The sequence below is a fragment of the Roseburia sp. OM02-15 genome (assembly GCF_003481835.1).
Lineage (GTDB): Bacteria > Bacillota > Clostridia > Lachnospirales > Lachnospiraceae > Eubacterium_I > Eubacterium_I ramulus_A.
In genome coordinates this window covers 77,185-98,585 of record NZ_QULX01000003.1, presented here as the reverse complement: position 1 = coordinate 98,585, position 21,401 = coordinate 77,185, and the positions used below count along the sequence as shown (strand labels likewise).

Genomic DNA, 21,401 nt, shown 5'->3' with positions numbered 1-21,401 from the left:
GGTATTCGTATGTCAAAAATTTTATATATAACGGAAAAACCAAGTCAAGCACAAGATTATATTAGGGCGTTACATTTAAAAGGAAACAGGAAAGATGGATATTTTGAATCAGATACGACAGTCATTACCTGGTGTATTGGACATTTGATTACCATGAGTTACCCTGAAAAATATGATGTTGCGTTAAAAAAATGGAGTGAGGAAACATTACCATTCATTCCGGCTTCTTACAAATATGAAGTTATACCGTCCGTATCTAAGCAGTATAAAATTGTCAAAAAACTGTTAGGACGTTCTGATATTAAAACCATATATTGGGCTGGTGACTCTGGAAGAGAGGGACAATATATCGAAGAGTTACTAATATTGATGTGTAACAAGGAGTTGAAAAATAAGGTTCAAAAGAGAATTTGGATTGATTCGACTACGGAAGAAGAGATAAAAAGAGGTATAGCACAGGCAAAAGATATGTCTTCCTATTATAATTTAGGACAAGCAGGATTCTTGCGTGCAATAGAAGATTATCTTATGGGAATCAATTTTTCCCGTATTGTCACATTGAGGTATGGCAATTATATAAAAACGGCTCTTAATACACAAAAATTCGTTGTATCTGTTGGACGAGTAATGTCTTGTGTGCTTGCTATGATTGTTGAGCGAGAAAGGGAAATAAAAAATTTTGTTGAAACCACTTATTATGGAATAAAAGCAATTCCGGAAGGTATGGGAAATGATTTTGTCCTGGATTGGAAAGCTGTAAAAGGAACGCCTTATTTTGGATCACCATTACTTTTTTCTGATAATGGATTCAGGCAAAAAGCAGATGCGGAATGCTTGATAGGAAAATTACCTGCTGCCGGTACAGTTTATTCAATCGAACAAAAAAAAGAACGCAAACAGGCACCGTTATTGTACAATTTGGCAGAGCTGCAAAATGAATGTGCGAAAAAATTAAAAATCAGTCCGGACCAGACATTAACGGTTGTGCAGGCACTGTATGAGAAAAAACTTGTTACTTATCCCAGAACGGATGCAAGAGTCTTATCAACAGCAGTTGCAACAGAAATAAACAAGAACATTGAAGGTCTGTTAAAAATTGAAGAAATGAATGCATTAGCAGCATATGCCCGGAAACATAGTGATGGGATTATTCATACAAAATATGTTGATGATTCTAAGATTACAGATCACTATGCGATTATTCCTACGGGACAAGTCCCCGTAGAAGATGCCTTAAATGACGTTCAGAAAACAGTATATTATATGATCATAAAGCGTTTTTTGGCTATCTTTTTCCCTGTTGCGGAATATGCAAAGCTGCAGTTGGTGGTTCGGTTGGGAGAAGAGATTTTCTTTTATAAAAATAAGACACTTATATCGAAAGGATATCTTGGAATATATGAATCTAAGGATACAGTAGAAAAATCAGGTAAACCAATGCTTGATATTGTCAGTTTAAAAAAAGGGGATATCATACATATTGGGAAAATAGAACCGGCAGAGAAAAAAACAACACCGCCAAAACGATACACATCTGGTTCTATGATTTTAGCAATGGAAAATGCAGGTAATCTTATTGAAGAGGAAGAATTGAGAGAGCAGATGAAAGGATCTGGTATCGGCACATCTGCAACCAGGGCAAGTATTATAAAAAAATTACAGGATATAAATTATATTGGTCTTAATAAAAAAACGCAGATTCTTACTCCGAAACCGGCTGGAGAAATGGTCTATAATGCTTTGCATCATAGTATGCCGCAGATTTTAAATCCAAGACTGACTGCAAGCTGGGAACTTGGTTTAAGCAGGGTAGAAAATGGAACTGTTTCAAGAGATGAATATATGAAAAAATTATCGGATTTTATTATAAAACTTACAAATGGTGTAAAAGAAATTCCGACGGAAAGTAGTGATATTGCTGAGATTATTGCTACGGAATGAAGTTAGTACACATTTTTTGAAGCAAACAGAAAGAGAGGATAAGCATGGCCAGTCTACTAAAAATAAGATCAGACTGTTATCTATGTGCAAATTTAGTAGGTACAGATATAGAACATGTCATGTGCAGAGCACACCAGAACCCGACCTGCTACCGAACAAAAGGTAAATGTACTCAGCAGGGAATAACCGATATCAATGGTGAAAATATACTTGTTGCCTTTGTTGATGGATATTATGATCAGGATTTATGCAGTTATTCAGCATATTTTCAAAATGGGAAAGACATATGGATTAGATCTGGGTGTGTTGATCGTAAGAAGTTTCCTGCTTATGCAGTAGGAGAAATGTATGCGACATATCTGGTGTGTTCTGAGGCAATTAACAGAAAATGCAAAAGGATTCGCATATTTCATCATTTAAGTTCCACTTCTCTGATAGCCAAAGGAGTATGGAAACCAAAAAAAGCTGAGACGAAAAGATATTTTTCACTGATTTCAAAATGTATGAATGATATTGATGTTGAATTTGTTTTAGTCACATCAGATGATGCGTTTGGTGATGAGGTGGATAATCTGTTACACGTCACTTTGAAAAATGCAAAAAATGCCTTATATAAGTATAAAAACCCACGGTTAAATGCCGAATTTCAAGAAAAAGATGTATCTGGTTTGCCTAAGTCATCTTGCGGAAATAACGTAAATGCAGAGTGTTTAGAGGCTATACGTGGGTTTTATGAAAAAGAACAAAGGTCTTTTGAAGATTATGCAGCTTTAAAAACATATGGAAAAGACATTTATTCTAATTATACGGTGAATGAGTTACAGCAGTATGTAAATGAACATAACGGTTTAGCTGAAAAACTCCAACAGTTAATCGGTAACACCAAGGAGTATGAAAATGCTGTCAGATGGATGTTACGTGGACTGCTGCCGGCAGATGCTATACGAAAGGCAAAGGCAGATTCCTTTTTATCTGTTCAAAAATATGAAGGGGATGATAGTAAAAGTTGATGAAAAATATTAGAAAAATCAAAAAGTGGAAGAGAAGGATTGCAGCAGTTGTTTCCACTATAGCAACGATTTCTGCGTTGTATAATCTATATGTACATTATTCTGGTGAAGAATGGATAAACAAAATATTTAAAAGTATTCAATCTGAAAGCCAAAAGAAGGTAACTGCTGACAAAATACCAATGGATTCTGCAGATGCTGGTCTTATGGTGGAATTTATAGATGTGGGACAGGGAGACTGCATCTTGGTTTATGAAAAAAAAAGTGATGCCGCTATGCTTATTGATACTGGAAAGTATGAAGCATATGATAATGTGCAAAGTGTTCTTTTGGGAAACGGCATTGACCACTTGGAATATTTTGTAGTAACTCACATGGATTCAGATCATATGCAGAGTGCATCTGATATTTTAGAGGACTATGAAGTAGATACCTTGTTATGTGCTAATGATCTGGATAAAGATACGGAGTGTGTACAGTATCTAAAAGAAACATATCCATCAAAAGTTGATGAAATCATATTCCCAGCAGCAGGAGATACGTATAATTTAGGAAACGCAGATATTACAGTAATGGGACCTGCCGAAAATAATAAGGATAGTTATGAAGATTCAAATGAGTATTCCATTATGCTAAAAGTAGGATATGAAGAAATTAGTTATCTTTTTACAGGTGATGCTGATGAAAATGAATATTTAGATGTGAAAGCAGAAGGGATGGATTTTTCTGACATAGATGTTGTAAAGATGATGCATCATGGTAGTGCGCAGGATGGATCAAACTCTAAAGAATTTTTAAGAGATACGGATGCACAATATGCTGTGATTTCATGTGGATATGGAAATCAATATGGGCATCCTCATAGAGAAGTAGTGAAAACATTATCAGATTTAGGTGTTTCCACATTTCGGACAGATCTGCAAGGAAGTATCATATCTGTTACGGATGGTAAAAATATCATATGGAATGTAGAACCGACTACTAATTTTAAGTCTGGAAGTGAATTAGGTTCTATATATTAAGAAGAAAAGGTAAATAAAAATTGGATAAGAAAGAACAGATTGAGTTTATTATAACAAAGAAACAAAAGAAAAAGGCATTAAAGAGAAGGATCTTCCATGAGAAAGCATATGTCGTTCCAGTATTTTTGAGTGCAATTTTTTTAATATTGGGTATCGTATTTGCAGTTTTATGGATAAAGACAATGGTTTCTGGCGGATCGGACAAAGAAACAATTTACAATGTATTATTTATTGCTTCAGCTATGATCTCCGTAATCGTTTGGAATGTCATGGGATGTCATGCATCTGACTATATCAGCGAAAATACGGATGAACGTATATGGATAGAAGATGGATGTATGTATCATTTTTTTCAAGGAAAAGGGTTTGGACATACTGGAGATGCGTCTGTATATAAAATACCCTTACCGTCTATTCGTAACCTGAAATATGATCCTGCTTCTGGAAGATTGGAATTTTATGCTGACATTACAGCATACTATTATGAAAATTATGAAGAACAGGACGGAATCGTAGAAGAAAAATTACCAGATAATGTTTCGGAAGTCATATATGAATATATGGAGCCAAGTTTATATAAATTTCTAAGTAATAATATGTGATGATAATGCGCGCCACAATGGCACGCATTTTTTCTTTCGATGATTTTTGTTGATGATACGTTGCAATTTTATTATAAATTTTGGTAATTCAATTTTGGATGAAATATGTGCAAGTAATAATCTAAATTCAAGTCTTATGAAGGTAACAATAAAAAACGATAAGAAAAATACGTTATTATACAAATGGAAATTAAAGAGAAAAGGGTTTCTATGGATAGAAACGTCTAGTGCAAATGGATATTGGGAAAAGGATTGTACAAAAGCAGAATCTAAAGCGATTCAACGTTTCTGTAAGCGTAAAGGATTAAAAGCGATTGTATATGAAAAAAACTACTCACGGAATGACTATTACCGAAAAGCCTTTTTAAACCATAACAAAGGTCTGTTTGACAATGGTCGATTTTATATATGCGTATATTGTGGAAAAATTGTGAGCCGAAAAAAGGTTACCGTAGATCACCTGATCCCGGTAGATAAGGTATTACAGGGAAAACACAAAGAAAAATATAGAAGAAAATTGAAACGACAGGGAATCAGCAATGTAAACCAGGTTGAAAATCTGGTGCCGGCATGTTATTCCTGCAATTCTAAAAAATCAAATCATGCAGGTGTCTGGGTAATCCGTGGAAAAATAGGACGCATTACCTGGTTATGGATTGTGCGGTGGCAGTTGCGGCTGTATATTGCCATTACTATTTTGGGGATATTAGTTTCCCAAAGTTGGTTTCAGAATATTATAAAAAAATTATGTGGATATGGATTGCATCTATATACATGGCTTGGGTATTACATTCCAATATGGATACAGGAAATTTCAGTGAAAATATCTGTTTTGCAGCAGCATATTAATTTGGGATAGAAGAAAAACAGTGATTTTTAATGAAGTTGAATATTTCAGGTTCATGATGCGAATATCTTGAGATGTTCATTTACAAAGGGGGATAATATTGAAAACAATAGGTCTGATCATTCCATGCTTTAACGAAGCAGAATGCTTGCATATTTTTGATGAAGCATTAGGGAACGTGATTAAAGAATTGAAACAACGATATGAATTTGAAGTAATGTATATAGATGATGGATCGACAGATACAACATTATCCATCATTCAGAAATTAAAGCAGAAGCACAGTTATGTACGTTACATATCCTTTTCAAGAAATTTTGGAAAGGAAGCTGCCATGTATGCTGGATTTTGCAATATTCAGGGTGATTATGTGGCAGTAATGGATGCTGATATGCAAGATCCGCCCTCACTGTTGCCGGACATGGTAGAAATATTGGAAAAAGGGGAATATGACAGTGTGGCAACCAGAAGAGTAACCCGTACCGGGGAACCAAAATTACGATCTTTTTGTGCAAAATTGTTTTACCAAATTATAAATCGTATATCTGATGCAGATGTTGTAGACGGAGCCAGGGATTTTCGTTTGATGAAACGGAGTATGGTGGATGCCATTATTGAATTGAATGAATATAACCGATTTTCCAAAGGTATTTTTGGATGGATTGGTTTTCGTACATATTGGTATGAATATGAGAATGTTGAACGATGTAACGGTAGCACAAAATGGAATTTCTGGGGACTTTTCCATTACTCCATTGATGGAATTGTAAATTTTTCCCAATTTCCACTTTCTATCACCTCGTATGCAGGTCTTGTTATTACAGCACTATCATTGATCAGTATTATTGCAATTTTCTTGAAAAAAATACTGATGGGTGATCCGGTGCAAGGGTGGGCCTCAACTGCCTGCATCATCTTGTTTATGGGAGGAATTAACTTATTTTCAATTGGAATTATGGGACAATATGTAGGAAAAAACTATGCAGAATCTAAGAAACGTCCACACTATATCGCAAAGGAGGTTTCCGATGATAAAATCAAAAAAATTAGATAGGAAATCACTGTTCATAATTGTTCTTCTGGCAGTTATATCAGTAGTGACCATATATTTGCTGGCTTATTCCACATCTCCGCTTTATGGAATACATACGTCCGATTCAAGTATGTTCGCATTTATTGGAAAACAATGGCTATCTGGCCAAGTGCCGTATCGAGATATTTTCGATCACAAAGGTCCTATGATCTTTTTTATTGATATGCTTGGATTTATCCTGTCAAGTAAAGAACTTAATGGAATTATGTATATTCAGATGATCTTTTTGTTTGTCTCTGAATGCCTGATATATATGCTGTTAAAAGAAAATAAAATGGGAATATTCAGTATTATTATTCCCGCTGCATTTCCCTTTCTATTTGACAAGCTGTTCTCAGAGTGGAATTTGACGGAAGAATATATCTTTCCACTCTTGATGCTTTCTTATTACTTAATATACAAGTATTCAAAAAAGATGGATGAAAAGGTTGAAATACCGCCACTATATGTATTTGTGTTTGGATTTACCTGTTCGTTTGCTTTGATGACAAGGCTAACAAATTGCATTGGGGTTGCTTGTGGCTGTATTTATATTGCGGCCTACATAGCAAAACATCGAAATTGGAAAAACCTGCTGCAGTCTGTGATCGTATTTTTTATAGGGATGGGTGTGTTGATCCTTCCATTTTCCATTTATTTTGCCATAAAGCACTGTTCCTATGATTTTTGGTATGGAACACTTATTTTTAATCTGCTATATACGCAGACAGTATCAGGCACCATCGCAAATCATGCAAAAAGTTTGCTTTTTACATTTCCGACGATATTATGTGGACTTGCTATGTTTGTAAATTATATACCACAGAAAAAATGGGGAAAATACTTCTTATGGCTTAGTATACTGACTCCACATATTGCATATTTTTATAACCTGACCTATTACCATTATTTTGCAATTAATATGCCTTTTTTATTTTTTGCAATCATCGAATTGAGAAATGCCTTTGTAAACAGTGATAGCAGGTGGAAGAAAGTATTTGTCCGGCTGTTGATCGGATATGGGGTATTATTTACCGGCATTGTAAGTAGTTTATCTTTCTCAAAAATCTTTACCGTGTATTCAGAAGACCAAAAATATGCCATACGGAAAGAAAAATTTGAGGAAGTGCTTCATCTAATCCCAAAATCAGAATATAACAGCATCATGTTATATTCTGATTTAGATGTCGCAGGTAATTATTTGGATTATGATCTTCACCCTGAAGTAAAATATTTTGCCTGTCAATCATGGCATGAATTAATGAACGAAGATCATAAAAAAGAGATGGAAGAGTATTATGTGGAAGAAGCACCTAAATATGTGATAAAGCCACAGTATTCCAGTTATGTTCCAGATGAAGAATGGTATACATACAAACTGCGCTATGTTACAGATGAATTTTCCTATTATGGGGATTCCGTGGTGTACACATTATATGAAAAAGAGTCGGATGATATTGCAGAATCCGGTGTAAATCCGTAAATACTAAACGTGATATGTATTAATCAAGCTGAATTAGAAAGAAGGAAAAATATGGCAATTAAGTATGAAAATATTTTGATTGAAGCAACTGATAAAACCCAGTTAAGCGTAAAAAATATCAGGGAAAAGGTAGAAGCAGCAGGTGTAAAAGGCGGAAAGATTTACGTTGTTCCTGATGAAAAGAAAGCCTATTGTGGAGATGGGAAAAATGATACTGTCGTAGTAGAATTATTAAAAAAATAGTTGCAAAAATATATTCTATTTTAGTAACTATACAATGAGTGCAACTATTGGGATACATTCATAACAATCTTTAACTCTCTATCATGGAGTAGCACTGATTTTTCGGTGCTACTCTTTTTGAGTTTATGAATGCATGTGTAATTTTCAGATTTGTAATTGATGAGTAGGGGAAATCATGCGGATATTAGATTTAATCAGGAAACAAAATTATGAGGAGAGGGAACCTGGATTATATTCTGAACATGGAAGATTAAAGATCACATGGAAAGAATTGTTAAAGAATCGGATGATCTGTGTATCGGGAAATGTATTGTATGCAGGTTATAACAATTACAAGCTGGATGGAATTTTAATTATCTCTAAAACCGTAGAAATCATTGAGTTTCGAGCATTTAATTTATGCTGCCAGTGGGATCAGGTTACGGAAAATGTAAGTACCTAAATATTTTATGTTTTTCAGAAAAAATAATGATGTGATTGCATCTTCACGGGAAAATTTAGTAATTATGAGATGTAATATTTTATAAATTTTATATAGTTAGTCGAAAGACTACAGGTTTTAAACCTGGTACATGAAGCACTGCGAACCATTACTGGTTCGCTTTTTTAAGGAGGAAAAAATGAAAGACATGCAGCAAATGACACTTGGAAGTATGGCTATGGATTTGAACGCAAGTAATAACTTTGCGTTTGAAGCAACGGTGCAAGCTGGTAGCATTCGGTCGAATGGTGACGAACTGAAGCAGTACGTTCAGCAACACATGGCTAAATATGAAATGCGAACATATGTAGGCGATGATGCTATTAAAAAAATGAAGAAAGACAGAGCTGATTTAAATAAATTGGTATCTGATGTGGAAAAAAGAAGAAAGGAGATCAAGAAACAGTATACGAAACCATTGACTGAGTTTGAGCAGGAAGTAAAAAATTTGATTACTTTTGTTCAGGAACCCATCGATCATTTAAATGAGAAAATTCGTGTTGAGGAAGAAAAATTGAAAGCTGAAACACGAAAAAAAATTCAACTGTTTTACGTTGAGTACGTGAAAACTACGGATTTGATTAATGAAGTAGAATATAGAACTCAGCTATTCAAGCAGATATATGATCAAAAATGGGAAAATATGTCTGTGCCACAAAAGACATGGAAAACGGCAATAATGAGTGCTGTAAACCAGTATCTGGAAGGCAAACAGATATTACTGTCTATGAATGAACCAGAGTTCTTTCCAGAAGCACTTCTGTGTCTGCAGAAGACACAAAAGTGTGACGATGCGATTGCTTTGATAAAGCAAAAAGTATCAGATCGGCAAGAGCGGGAGCGCATTCGAATTGAGGCTGAAGCAAAAGCAAAGGCGCAGTACGAAGCTGAGTTGAAAAAGAAGGAAGCTGAACAGAAAAAACGGATTGAGGAAGAAATCCGAAAACGTGAAGCTGAAATTAAGAAAAAAATGGTGGCTGATAATCAGAGTGCTTTAAATTTTGAGAAGCATACAACAAAAACTGAAATGAAATCGGCATCGCCAGTAATGCCGAATAATTCAGCATCTCCTAAAAAAGAAGCTGGAATGGTAACTTTTTCTGTTCGTAAGCAGGATGCTCAAAAAGTTGAGCAGTTTTTATTCATGAACGATATAAGATATAAAATGGGATTGGAGGGATAAATAGTGTTAATAAAAAAGGAAGAATATGTAAGATTGTATGAGGAAAAGGAGCAATTCAGAAAAAAGGCTGAATTGTTGCACGATGAGAACATGGATCTGAAAGCAGAGTATGAGGATAAGATTAAAAAATCATCTCAGAGAGTGAATACTTTGCAAGGAGATAAGCGTTCATTGCAAAGTGACCTGGATGATTTGGAATCCAGATTATATGCAGCTAATTATACAAAAGGTCAGTTGCAGGAAAAAATGGATGAGATGGGAAAAGTATTAAATGATATCCAGAAAATAGTGCTTTTGCCGTTAGCTGAGTTGAAGAAACAATCAGAACAATTGGGACTTTCTGTTACATATGATCATGTAGCAAAATATTGGTGTTTTGATGGTGGAATCGCAGATTCGGAAGATGATGCTTATTTAAGAGCAATTCTTGTCCATATTTTAAAAGAACAATGAAAGGAATAGCGTAGACATGAGAATCAATATCGGTCATGTTGTGGACTATTTCGGAATTGAGCGTCTGCGACGTGGAGACGCTAATGATTTTGGAATTGTCTGTCCTAAATGTGGCAACCGCGATACTGCCTGCGGCGTAAGAATCGTGAAAGATGGTAAGGAAATAAATACCTTTAATTGTTTTTCCTGCCATTTGAAGGGATCTATGGTCGACTTATATGCGTATTGCAAGAATGGTGATGAAGGTCCTTTTTCGAAAGAAGAGCGACAGGAACTGTTTCGTGAAATGATTTCAGTTGTTGGAAATGCTCCAGTACATTCTGAATATGTACGGCAGGAAACAAAAGCGAAATGCAAAAAAGCACCGATTGAAGTGTTAGATCAGGTTTACCGTGCATTTTTGTCATATCTTCAGTTAAAAGATGAAGATCGAAATGATCTGAAAAGAAGAGGGCTTACTGATCCTGAAATACAAGAGGGAAATTTTAAATCTATCCCACAGGATACCGTTGGGATAGCACAAAAATTACGTTATAAAGACGGACTCTCTTTAGAGGGTGTACCGGGTTTCTTCCTCAATAAATATGGAAAATGGGAAGTATTTTTAAAGAAAGGCAGTAGTGGGTATTTTTGCCCAGCTTATAGGGAAGGCAAAATAGTCGGTATGCAAATCCGGTTAGAACATCCTGCCGGAGCAGCAAAATATATATGGCTTTCTTCCGGAAAAGAATATCTGGATCATGGAACAAGTTCCGGCGCACCAGCATCGTTCTATGGCAATCCCAATTCTAAAAGGGTGCTTATTGTGGAAGGTACATTAAAAGCCTATATTACATATCATTTTTTGGATAAAAAAATAAGTGTTTTAGGTGTTCCAGGTGTATCTGCGATAGGTGATGTACCAGAACTACTAAACAGTCATCACCATAAGATTGCAATTGAGGCATATGATATGGATAAACGTATTTACCCGTATTGTGACGAACAGTATGAGCAGGATAAATGCGAAGAGTGTTACCGAAGCGGGTGTTACAAAAGTTTCGATTACATAGATCCGTATGATTGCCCATTATGTCAGAAAAAGGCAAATAAGATTGAACACTTGGCAATAGCAGTAGAAAATCTAAAAAAGGTCATTCATGAAAGCGGTGTTCAGTGCCTACATTGGTATTGGGACAGCTATTGGGATCAGTTCCTTGAACAACGTATTTGGAAAGGTCAGTATAAAGGTATTGACGATTTCCTGTTGGAAAGGAGGCTGAAAGAAAATAGCTGATGAAAAATGTAATTAAGAAAAAGGCACATCCGCTGGCTACATTGGCAAAGTCAGAGAATTTCATGGTTGTATGCTATAGGGATCTTGAATCCGGGAAAAAATTTCATGCGGTAGGTGAAAAACTATGTGTGAATTGTGACTGTTATTTATATGGCAGGATTGTTTCCAATCATAAATATGGAGAACAGTTTCAAACGGATTATTATGAGGAGATTCTCCCAAAAGATCCTGACAAGATCATAGAGTATCTAGTGTATTCCGGTATCTATGGCTTGAATAAAGAAACAGCCGAAAAAATTGTAGGAAAGTATGGAACATATACTTTTTCAGCTTTAGAAAAGGCGGCAGAATTATCAAAAATAAAAGATATATCATTGATGAAAGCACAGAAGATTTCAGAGTCATATTTGGAAACAAAGGACATGAGAAGATGGTATGAATTAACGAATTATTACAATATACCATCTTCAAAAACCATGGCTATCTATAAGAAATTTTCAAAAGTGGAAAATGGTTATGAAATTTTAAAAAAACGACCATACTTGCTGTGTTGCTGCAATGATGTATCTTTTTCTGGTTTAGATGAGTTTTTTAAAAATGAAAAATCATTTAATCCGTATCACATGGATCGTGTCCGCTTTGGAATACTATATGTTCTAAAGCAAAATGAGAAGTGTGGTCATGTTTTCATGAAAAAAAATGATTTCGTGGAAACCGTCTGTAAGCAATTGTGTCATGTTGATAGTGTCGATCAAACGATACTAAAAAAAGAAATTATGATAATGACAAATCAATTGGTAAAAGAGGCAAAAGTGTTTTACGAATACGGGGTTTTATATTCGCAAAATATGCATTATGCCGAAAGGTATGCTTCAAAGAAAATCTGCCAACTTATGCAAGCGGATTTTCCGGTACCACGTACAGAAAAGCAGGTAGAAGATGCTATTAACAAAGCCGTAAAAGATTCTGGAATGCGTCTTGGAAAAGGGCAGCGTGCCGGTGTCAAAATGGCTTTGCAGAATAATGTTACGATTGTGACTGGAGGACCGGGGCGTGGAAAAACAACGGTTTTAAAGTTGTTGATTGAAAGCGAATTACTGCTTAATAAAGACTGCAGATTTACGTTGATTGCGCCAACGGGACGTGCTTCCAGAAGAATGGCAGAAGGAACAGGCAGAGAAGCATCCACATATCACAAACTTTTGGGAATTACTCAAGGGGGCATTGATTTGTCAGCAATTCCGGAAATAGATACAGATGTAATTATTTCTGATGAATCTTCTATGATAGACATGGAGTTATTTTGTGCGTTGTTAAAAGGAATGAAACCTGGAACCAGACTGATTTTAGTCGGTGATAAAGATCAGCTACCAAGTGTAGGACCGGGAAAAGTTTTTTCAGAACTGATTGGTTGCAGGAGCATTCCAATTACAGTTTTAGATGAAACATTCCGGCAAGCAGCGGGAAGCTCTATTATCACTAATTCTGAACGTGTGAATGAGAACCATTGCCCTCTATCGTGGGATGATTCCACAAGTCTGATCAGAAGTATGAAGGAGGCGGAAACTTTAGAAAAAGTAGTGAATGAAGTAAAAACGATATTGAAATCTGGGAGGTTTACGGAAGATCAAATCCAGATATTATCTCCGTATAGAGAAAAAACGGATTTGGGTGCGAAAAGACTGAATCAATCTCTTCAAGATATTTTAAATCCACCAGGTTCAACGAAGAAAGAGCTTCGTCATGGAAAAAGGATTTTCCGTGAAGGAGACAGAGTAATTCACCTGACAAATGAAGAATCCGTTTCAAATGGAGATGTTGGTCATATTAAAGAAATTGATCCAATTTCAAAAACAATCACGGTTCTCTTTGAAACAAATATAGAGAAAAAATACTCTATATTTGAATTATTTGATCTGGATCATGCTTTTGCTCTTACAATCCACAAAAGTCAGGGATCGGAATATCCATATGTAATTATTCCGTTTATTGATATTTTTGGACCTATGCGGCAGAAAAACTTGCTGTATACGGCGATGACCAGAGCAAAAACGAAAGTAACAATTGTAGGTAATGAACAGTCTGTTGCTTATGCAGCAGCTAATGGTGGTACTGTTAGAAATACATATCTTGGATATCGTATTTATAAAGAAAAGTCTATCATGCAAAAGAAAGGAGCATAACATTGGAAAGAAATAATGGAAATGAAAAATATAAAACTGTGAAAGAACAGTATCGTAACGGAGCAGTTTGTGTGAGCTATGGAAGTACACATTTTGTTTCGGTTAATCCGGTACCAACGATTGACAAATGCCGGTTTTCAATTGTGAAATTAGGCACTTCGGGAAAAGATCATCTGGATTTTTACTTGGATATACAGGACATGCGCCAGCTTTGTGAGGAATTTATAGGTGACGCATCTGCTGCAATAAGAAAAATTCAGGCAGATATGAAAAATCAGTTCCCTTCTGCCTATAGTTACATAACTGGTCAGAACGGTTCTTTGATTTTGAATATTGGAGCCGGTGAGAAAGGTTGTCGTATCCAGATTCGAGATAAAACTAAGAATGTACAAAAAATGACTGTAGTACCTTTTAAGGATCTGAAAGAGATGGCTTTTGGTTTTTACTTAGTAATGGGGTTAATTCCTGTTATGAAAAACAGTTATTATGGTAAGTTGTATGATGCCTTCTGGAATGGATCAGAAGAAAGGGATAAATATTATGACTCTTCTTCCGAATCCGGTAATGATACTCAGCAGGCTAGTCAAGGCTCACAGATGACAAGTCAGCAGAGCCGATACCAGCAAGATGGCCGAAGTTTACAGCCAGTAAATCAGCAGAGTCGATACCAGCAAGATGGCCGAAGTTCACAGCCAGTAAATCAGCAAAGCCGATATCAGCAGGCTAATCAAAGTTCGCATCTGACGAATCAGCGAGCCAGATCCCAGCAAGACAATCACAGCCGATATCAGCAAGGAAATCAGCAACGTCAACCTTATAATGGATTCAGTGGCCCTAGCGGATATAGATAAGTAATCCATGGCAGGGATAGATTTCCCTGCCATATTAGTAAAAAACATAACCAGAAAGGAACATAAATATGACAGTAGAAGACGTATTAAAAAATATAACATGTGGAGAAAATGTCTGCCCTATTAATATATATAACAATGTTGGAAAAGAGCATACTCAATTTGAGTATGGTGATTTTGTAAATGGAAAAGTACATCCAAGCTATTTACGAGAGGAAGTAGATCATTGGACTCAATACGAAGGCAACGGAGTTGTTAGTATTACGCTGAAGTGGAAAACTGATGACGGACGTTGAATTTAGATGTAGAAATGAAGAATCAACTAGGAGAAAAAGAATATGAAAGAATTAATTCAAACAAGCATATGTTCAATTATTTATGGAGAGTTTCGTGGCGAGAAAAAACAGGAGCTTTTCAGATGCCCGAGGGAGTTAGATCATATTGATTTGAAAAACTATATCAATGAAAATCGTATCATGCTTGGATTTGAAGCGGATACAGAATCAAAATCATTGAAAGCAGAAAAAGGGTACCTGGGATATTATCGTCTTTACTTTCGTGGACGTTGGTATGGAAGGTGGATGGAATATGATCCGAAAATCGACAGGATTGCTTGCCATGGAGTTGACGAGATTGTGGAATGGTTACAAAATCGTTTTCCAAGAGGTTGTAGTTGGGCTATGGAAGAGTATTTAAGCAACTTCCCAGTATGGGGATGTGACAATAATCGATATTTATTGGTGCCTACTATGTCAGACCACTACAAAGTTTTATTCGATACGACTTATGGAAATGACGACTATCCAGTTAGAATCTACGTGTATGAATAAGGAAGGACAATAAAAATGAAAATTTCAAAATACAAAACACTGCTGAATGATGATCGACAATGCTTTCTTGTAGAGGAAAACATTAGAGAATATGAGACAAATGAGACAGTATTAAATAATGATGAAAGTATCGTAAAAATGCTGTGCGATGTATACAAAATGGATATATTATCAGAAGAATATGTATACCTACTTTGTTTTAATACCAAGTGCAAGCTTCTGGGTGTATTTGAAGTAACACATGGGACTGTATCCACATCTTTGATTGGAGTGCGCGAAATATTTCAAAAAGCATTATTAATAAATGCTGCTATGATTATTGTTGCGCATAACCATCCAAGTGGTGATCCGACACCAAGTAAAGAGGATATAGCAGTATACTCTTCATTGAAGAAAGCAGGAGAATTAATGCAGATTACGTTAGTAGATAACCTTGTCATTGGAGATGGTTGCCACTATTCTTTTGCGAAAGAAATTGAGCGTATTGCAGAAAAATAAAACTTTTAGTAAGTATATATGTAACATATTATAAATAATTTATTTAGGTCGTGAGACCGTAGCCACCTTTTTAGGTGGCTTTTTTTAGGAGGAGAGATGGAAAAAGAAAAAAGATTCAAAAAGGACAAATCGTGTTTATACGATCAGCAAAATTTTCTTTATCCCGATCATGGGATAGAAAAGACATTGAAAAATGGCTACCTACAAGAGTTGGAAAAAAGTATGTTTATGCTAAACCGGAAAATGGATCGTATGAAGTCTATGGAAAGTAATTTTCAAATGTTAAGAAACCTATTGGGAAAATATCATCCTATGGTAAAAGGAATAATATCAACGGAAGAAAAAGAACTGATAGAGGAAGAATTGCATCTAGGCGAAATGAATCCTCTCCAGTTACAAAATTTGAGAGATTTTACCGTACTTTTTCTCACGGAAGAAAATGACAGGGTAAAACAAGATCAATGTAGTGCGATTACACATCTCATTGATTTGAAATTGTATGAATTAGGTGTAATGCTATAGGAAAATAGATATGAATCTCAGATAAAATGCCACAGTAAGGAGCGAGAAAAATGAAAGAAAATACAATAGATGATTTGACACGAAAACTAGAGGAAGGCGTGCAGCAGGTTTTTACTTCAGAAAAGCCATTAGCTTATTTTAAATAGGCTAATGGCTTTTTCTTTTTTTTAGCAGAAATGTTGCATTTGCTGGTGGAGATAACGTACTTATTATTTAGAGGAACTACCGATTATGGATAGTTCAAATAAGATGAGGAGAATTTGATTATGGATTTTTTAAATGATGTTATCTGCATGAATAGATATACTTATGATGCCTGGAAAAAATTATATCCTGATCATGGATATGACGAATGGAAACTATTTAATGTACCAAATAATGTCAGCGAGTTTATTATAGAGCGATTATTTGAACGGAAGGAGATGAATTCATCTGCGTTGGAACTAGCGCAAACCTGCATTATTACAATCGACCAGGACTATATTTCGTGGTTGAATGGCAGGGAGCATACCTTAAATAATCTGTTTGACTATATCAATCAAGTGTCGATAAAAGATCTTAATGATAAATTCTTGAATGGGCGAATGAACATAGATCTTTCTATAGAGTATTTTATAGTATATGTTCCAACTTCTGATTGTTTAGAAAATCCGGATAAGAAGAAATTGTATATTTCAAATGAAATCAGTGAAAAAATTGAAGAAATGCTTAATGCTGATAGTATTTATCAATATTATGTTCCTGGATATATTTTACCAGAAATAGCATTTTTAAATACAAAGACAAATCAGGATATATTCACATCTGCAGAAACTTTTTTATTTGATCATGTAAGGACATTTCAAGGAAAGTATCGGGAATTTGTGAAAACAGCATATATGGAAGAGCATAAGAGTATACGATATGCCATACCAGTTGTTCGATATAAAGTTTATGATCAGGTATTCATTTCAAATTATGACTTACAGATAACTGCCACAAAGAGACTGCTACATCACGATATTATTGAGTATGTGAAAGAAAAATGTGTGGAAGTTTTTGAAAATGGTGAAAATATCCGTATTGCACCATATATTTATCCAGAGATACAGATGCAGGAAGTTATATCTCAAAAAAATTCTGCTCAGAATGATGAAAAGGAAAGTATACTTTCAGAAATTCTTCAAAATCCAAAAATTATATTAGAAGCATTAAAAGATCATTTTAAAGGAAATTTTTAATAAAAATATTTGGAGTTTGGTTGCAATTACTTCCTCTTTGTTAGTAATTATCAAGTGTAATAATTGATAACTAAAAAGCTTATCCTCGTCGATAAGTTTTTTTAGTTTAAATGATAAGAAGGGAGGAGAGTACCGATGAACAAAATTGCTTTGAAAGTAAAATCATTTGGAAAGTCTATTGTTGAGCGTCATAGAAATGCCTGCGCCGCTGTAGTTACTGGTGTATCAATTTGCCAGGGTATGGTATTACAGATTTATGCAGCAGATGATATCTTCGAAAAGGGTAAGAAAATGCTCAATAAGATATATAGTGATATTGTTGGAATCACCTGCGTAACAGCAGGATGTATTGCTGCAGTTTGCCTGTATCTGATGATGTTTTCCAAAAACCAGAGAACAGTGGAAAGCTCTATTTCCTGGTTGAAACGTATTGCAGTTTGTGCGGTTGCCATTCTGCTTATGAGTTCTATTCTCAAATTTATTGTCAACCATTTGGATCTGTCGACCGATCAGTCTGGTATTAATATCAATTAATGTATTTGACGGAGAAAATCTGACTCCATGTGTGGAGCCAGATTTTTTTCTAAACAGAGATATTGATAGTAAATGATAACCAGATTAAGGAAGAGGGTGAAGCAGTGGCATGGTTATTTAGTACGTTATTAAATTTAATAAGAGATTTGATTTGGGGAATATTGGTTGTAGTAATTAATTCTTTCAATAATTCTCTTTTATTATCATATGATCCAGACACACTAAAATGGACGGATAACATTAATTTTTTTCATGCATATTTTGATACAGGGCAGACTAATTTGTTAGATTCTATTTATAAAGATGCAATAATGCCTTTAGCAATTGGATTGTTACTTTGGAATTTATGCTATCATTTATACATTAGTATGTTTAGTAAGACATCTAATGATGTGGATGAACCAGTACCGTTAGTGATTAGAAGTGGAATCTGTATGTTTTTGGTAATGTATGCAACTAAAATACTTCGTGTATTTCTTTATGTGATGGGGGTTGCGTTTCATTATCTTGAAAATGCACAGAAAACGTCTTATGTGCAAACACTTACTGGAAATTTCAATTTTGTAGATAACGCAGCTTCTTTTAGTTGGCCGGAATATGCAACGCAGAGTACTGTACTCGTTGGTTCTGTATTTGCACCTGCCATTTTCGGAACAATAGAAGTTGTTATTATCGTGGTATTACTGATTCGATTAATACAGATGCTGCTATTGTACGTCGAACGTTATTTGCAGTTTTACTTGTTACTTTATTTTGCCCCATTGGGATTCTCAGCTGGAGCATCAAATTCTACCAAAACTATCACAACATCGTATTTGCGGATGTTTGCATCATCAGTGCTATCTCTATTTTTGACATCGTTTGGAGCATATATATATACATTCCTAATGGTCAAAACAATTATGTGGGATACTTCTGACGGAACATATCTGGTGGGTGAGTTCATGCTGTTCGGATTTACTCTGGCATGGTATCAGTGGTTCTTAAAGCTGGATACATATCTTAATTCATTGGGCTTAACAAATGTTGCAAAACAGGCACCACTTCCAATGTTGAATGCGATGGGTGGAATGTTTTCAATGGCAGCCATGGGAAGTGCGTTATCAAGTGTAGCTGGTGCGGCTAAAGGTGCTGGCGCGGCACTTATGAATCAGGCGAAGAAAGGATCTGGTGCAGGTATGGCAACAGCGTCACAGGCATCGGCAAAAGCTGCTAATGCAATGGCTTCTGCCGGAGGTGTTATGCGTGGTCAGCCTGCTGCCAGTGCCGGGAATGCTGTAGGACAGTGGATGGCTAATCATGATCCGACAGTAAAAGCATTGAGAAATATTGCTAATCCTGGAAAAGCAGCGGCAGATAAAGCAAATGATATGATCAATGCAGCAAGCGTTTCCGGTGATGTAGATAAGAACACGAAGATGGTAGGTGGTATGCTGAAACCGCAGGATTATTCTAAAAATGGAAAGCCTGTAAATGAGGCAAATTCGTCTATGGCTGTCATGTCAAATAGTGGTCAGCAATACAATGTTGCCAAAGATCCTGCGACTGGAAATTATTATGACAAAAATACTGGTGCTACATTTGGAAAGAAAAGTTACAATGCCAATACAGCTACCGCTAATCCAATTTCCGGTAAACTCAATAATACGGCTGCAACGGCTCAAACAGGTATTAGCCCTGCTGCTAAAGGTGAATTAAACAAAGCAGTTGAAGAAAATGCCGCTATAAGTCCCCTTGGACAGAAAACTGGTTATAGTGCCATTAATGCTTCAAATGGTAAGTATCAGTTAGAATCAAAATACAATCCATCTACCGGAAATTGGGATACGAAAGTCCTTGGTGGTTCGAAATTCAATGAAAATACTGGTAAATGGGAAGATGATAATAAATATTCCGGTGCAGACGGACCAGTTTTTTCATCCCCAGAAGAGGCTGCAAATGTAATTGGAAATAATGAGCAATTAAAAGATATGAGTGCAGATGTATACCAGGGACAACCATATCAGAACACGGATGAACCGACAATGTGTGGTTCTATTGATTTTGGAAATTCACAATATCAGTTTGAAACAAAACAGAATCCGGATACTGGTCAGATGGAAACAAGCATTGTTGGCGGCTCAATTTTAGACGAAAATACGGGAAAATGGTCTACGGATGATAGTTTTTCAGCTCAAACATATCAATCACCAGCTGAAGCAGCACAGGCCATTGCAGCCAATAAAGGCATCGATGGCAATGAATGCACAATAACGAATGATGCCCCTGTTGTTCATGGTAACGGTGCAGGTGTAGCAGATTCTATTGAAAATCATGATGCAAACTGGTACACAGCACCGATTGGAGCATCTAACATTAACGGTAATGATGGAATGGCAATGAACACTGCATTAGAAACACATGCTATTAAAAATAAAGGTGGTGTTCAGACTGCCTATGGATCATTCAGGTCCGGTGAATCTGCTTATCAGTTTGAATCTACGTATAATAATAATACTGGAAGTTGGGATACAACGATCACCAGTGGTAGCGGTTATGATTCTGCAACAGGTGAATGGAAAGAGGATACATCCATGAATGGAGCTGTTTTCCATAATCCTTCAGATGCGGTTGATAAGATTAGTCAGGTTACCGGACAAAGTGATTATATGTGTGATGTTTATACTGCTAAACCACAGGAACTTCACAGCAGTGATTTAGCACAGTCTGGAGGTTTTTATCAGGCTTTAGATGATAGAAATAATATCTCTGGTGGTATGTATCGTTCCCCTATTCCTGCCTATACTGATATGAAAGTAGTTCAGACGGGCAATGGGGAGATTCAAGTTGTAACAGCCGGTCTTGATGGAAAAGTGGTTGGAACCGATCTTTACCATGTGGACGCAAATGAATATAAGAAAAATCCATCCGCATGTTATACCATAGGTGATGAACATTACAAAGTTGCAAGTAGTTCAGATTCTGCAACGAGAAAGGCTTCTATTTATACGGTTGATAACGGAAAACTGAAAGTCAAAGACATGTTCAGCAGTACATTGGGTGAAAATAATGGTAATGCATAGGTGAATTTTAGCAAAATGTGGGGGAGTTGATAACTCTCCCTGTTTTGTTTATTGTTTAGCGAGAACTTAAAATATGAATAGTCTGTTA

At 35.8% G+C, this 21,401-nt stretch carries 21 protein-coding genes; all 21 read left to right on the top strand.

Annotation, left to right across the window (positions count from 1 at the left end; genetic code table 11):
• Nucleotides 1-9: 9 nt before the first annotated feature.
• Nucleotides 10-1,941, top strand: coding sequence for a DNA topoisomerase (locus tag DXB15_RS03930; RefSeq protein ID WP_118702124.1), 1,932 nt, complete (start codon nt 10-12; stop codon nt 1,939-1,941).
• A 44-nt stretch (nt 1,942-1,985) separates the two neighbouring features.
• On the top strand, nt 1,986-2,951 hold the full coding sequence (locus tag DXB15_RS03925; RefSeq protein ID WP_147404762.1) for a hypothetical protein: 966 nt from the start codon (nt 1,986-1,988) through the stop codon (nt 2,949-2,951).
• Entirely contained in the window at nt 2,951-3,973 is a 1,023-nt protein-coding gene (locus DXB15_RS03920) for a ComEC/Rec2 family competence protein (protein ID WP_118702122.1), read from the top strand. The genes DXB15_RS03925 and DXB15_RS03920 overlap by 1 nt, the downstream gene beginning before the upstream one ends.
• Before the next feature lie 20 nt (nt 3,974-3,993).
• Nucleotides 3,994-4,575, top strand: coding sequence for a hypothetical protein (locus DXB15_RS03915; protein WP_118702121.1), 582 nt, complete (start codon nt 3,994-3,996; stop codon nt 4,573-4,575).
• A gap of 430 nt (nt 4,576-5,005) precedes the next feature.
• The gene (locus tag DXB15_RS17525) at nt 5,006-5,434 is read left to right on the top strand and encodes an HNH endonuclease domain-containing protein (protein WP_158582188.1); all 429 of its coding nucleotides are present in this window, start codon (nt 5,006-5,008) and stop codon (nt 5,432-5,434) included.
• Nucleotides 5,435-5,522: 88 nt separating this feature from the next.
• Nucleotides 5,523-6,476 carry a glycosyltransferase family 2 protein gene (locus DXB15_RS03905; protein WP_118702119.1) on the top strand — a complete coding sequence of 318 codons (954 nt, stop codon included), beginning with the start codon at nt 5,523-5,525 and terminating at the stop codon, nt 6,474-6,476.
• A gap of 454 nt (nt 6,477-6,930) precedes the next feature.
• On the top strand, nt 6,931-7,977 hold the full coding sequence (locus DXB15_RS03900; RefSeq protein WP_147404761.1) for a hypothetical protein: 1,047 nt from the start codon (nt 6,931-6,933) through the stop codon (nt 7,975-7,977).
• 51 nt (nt 7,978-8,028) lie between these two features.
• Nucleotides 8,029-8,220, top strand: a complete 192-nt coding sequence (locus DXB15_RS03895; RefSeq protein WP_118702117.1) for a hypothetical protein — start codon at nt 8,029-8,031, stop codon at nt 8,218-8,220.
• A gap of 175 nt (nt 8,221-8,395) precedes the next feature.
• Entirely contained in the window at nt 8,396-8,662 is a 267-nt protein-coding gene (locus DXB15_RS03890; RefSeq protein ID WP_118702116.1) for a hypothetical protein, read from the top strand.
• A gap of 178 nt (nt 8,663-8,840) precedes the next feature.
• Nucleotides 8,841-9,884: a DUF1351 domain-containing protein gene (locus DXB15_RS03885; RefSeq protein WP_158582187.1), complete on the top strand. Its 1,044-nt coding sequence runs from the start codon at nt 8,841-8,843 to the stop codon at nt 9,882-9,884.
• Between the two features lie 3 nt (nt 9,885-9,887).
• Nucleotides 9,888-10,337, top strand: coding sequence for a hypothetical protein (locus DXB15_RS03880; protein ID WP_118702114.1), 450 nt, complete (start codon nt 9,888-9,890; stop codon nt 10,335-10,337).
• Nucleotides 10,338-10,353: 16 nt separating this feature from the next.
• Nucleotides 10,354-11,613: a hypothetical protein gene (locus DXB15_RS03875; RefSeq protein WP_118702113.1), complete on the top strand. Its 1,260-nt coding sequence runs from the start codon at nt 10,354-10,356 to the stop codon at nt 11,611-11,613.
• The gene (recD2, locus tag DXB15_RS03870; protein WP_118702112.1) at nt 11,613-13,796 is read left to right on the top strand and encodes an SF1B family DNA helicase RecD2; all 2,184 of its coding nucleotides are present in this window, start codon (nt 11,613-11,615) and stop codon (nt 13,794-13,796) included. Before DXB15_RS03875 ends, recD2 begins: the two co-directional genes overlap by 1 nt.
• 2 nt (nt 13,797-13,798) lie before the next feature.
• A complete protein-coding gene (locus DXB15_RS03865) occupies nt 13,799-14,647 on the top strand; it encodes a hypothetical protein (protein WP_118702111.1) in 849 nt (282 codons plus the stop codon).
• A gap of 68 nt (nt 14,648-14,715) precedes the next feature.
• Nucleotides 14,716-14,943, top strand: coding sequence for a hypothetical protein (locus DXB15_RS03860; protein WP_118702110.1), 228 nt, complete (start codon nt 14,716-14,718; stop codon nt 14,941-14,943).
• 42 nt (nt 14,944-14,985) lie between these two features.
• Nucleotides 14,986-15,477 (top strand): hypothetical protein, encoded by a 492-nt coding sequence (locus DXB15_RS03855; RefSeq protein ID WP_118702109.1) that lies wholly within the window; start codon nt 14,986-14,988, stop codon nt 15,475-15,477.
• Between the two features lie 15 nt (nt 15,478-15,492).
• Nucleotides 15,493-15,975, top strand: coding sequence for a JAB domain-containing protein (locus DXB15_RS03850; RefSeq protein ID WP_118702108.1), 483 nt, complete (start codon nt 15,493-15,495; stop codon nt 15,973-15,975).
• 96 nt (nt 15,976-16,071) lie between these two features.
• Nucleotides 16,072-16,497: a hypothetical protein gene (locus tag DXB15_RS03845; RefSeq protein WP_118702107.1), complete on the top strand. Its 426-nt coding sequence runs from the start codon at nt 16,072-16,074 to the stop codon at nt 16,495-16,497.
• 266 nt (nt 16,498-16,763) lie between these two features.
• Nucleotides 16,764-17,717 (top strand): hypothetical protein, encoded by a 954-nt coding sequence (locus DXB15_RS03840; RefSeq protein ID WP_118702106.1) that lies wholly within the window; start codon nt 16,764-16,766, stop codon nt 17,715-17,717.
• Between the two features lie 135 nt (nt 17,718-17,852).
• A complete protein-coding gene (locus tag DXB15_RS03835) occupies nt 17,853-18,251 on the top strand; it encodes a hypothetical protein (protein ID WP_118702105.1) in 399 nt (132 codons plus the stop codon).
• Between the two features lie 104 nt (nt 18,252-18,355).
• Nucleotides 18,356-21,313: a type IV secretion system protein gene (locus DXB15_RS03830; protein ID WP_147404760.1), complete on the top strand. Its 2,958-nt coding sequence runs from the start codon at nt 18,356-18,358 to the stop codon at nt 21,311-21,313.
• Nucleotides 21,314-21,401: the final 88 nt, after the last annotated feature.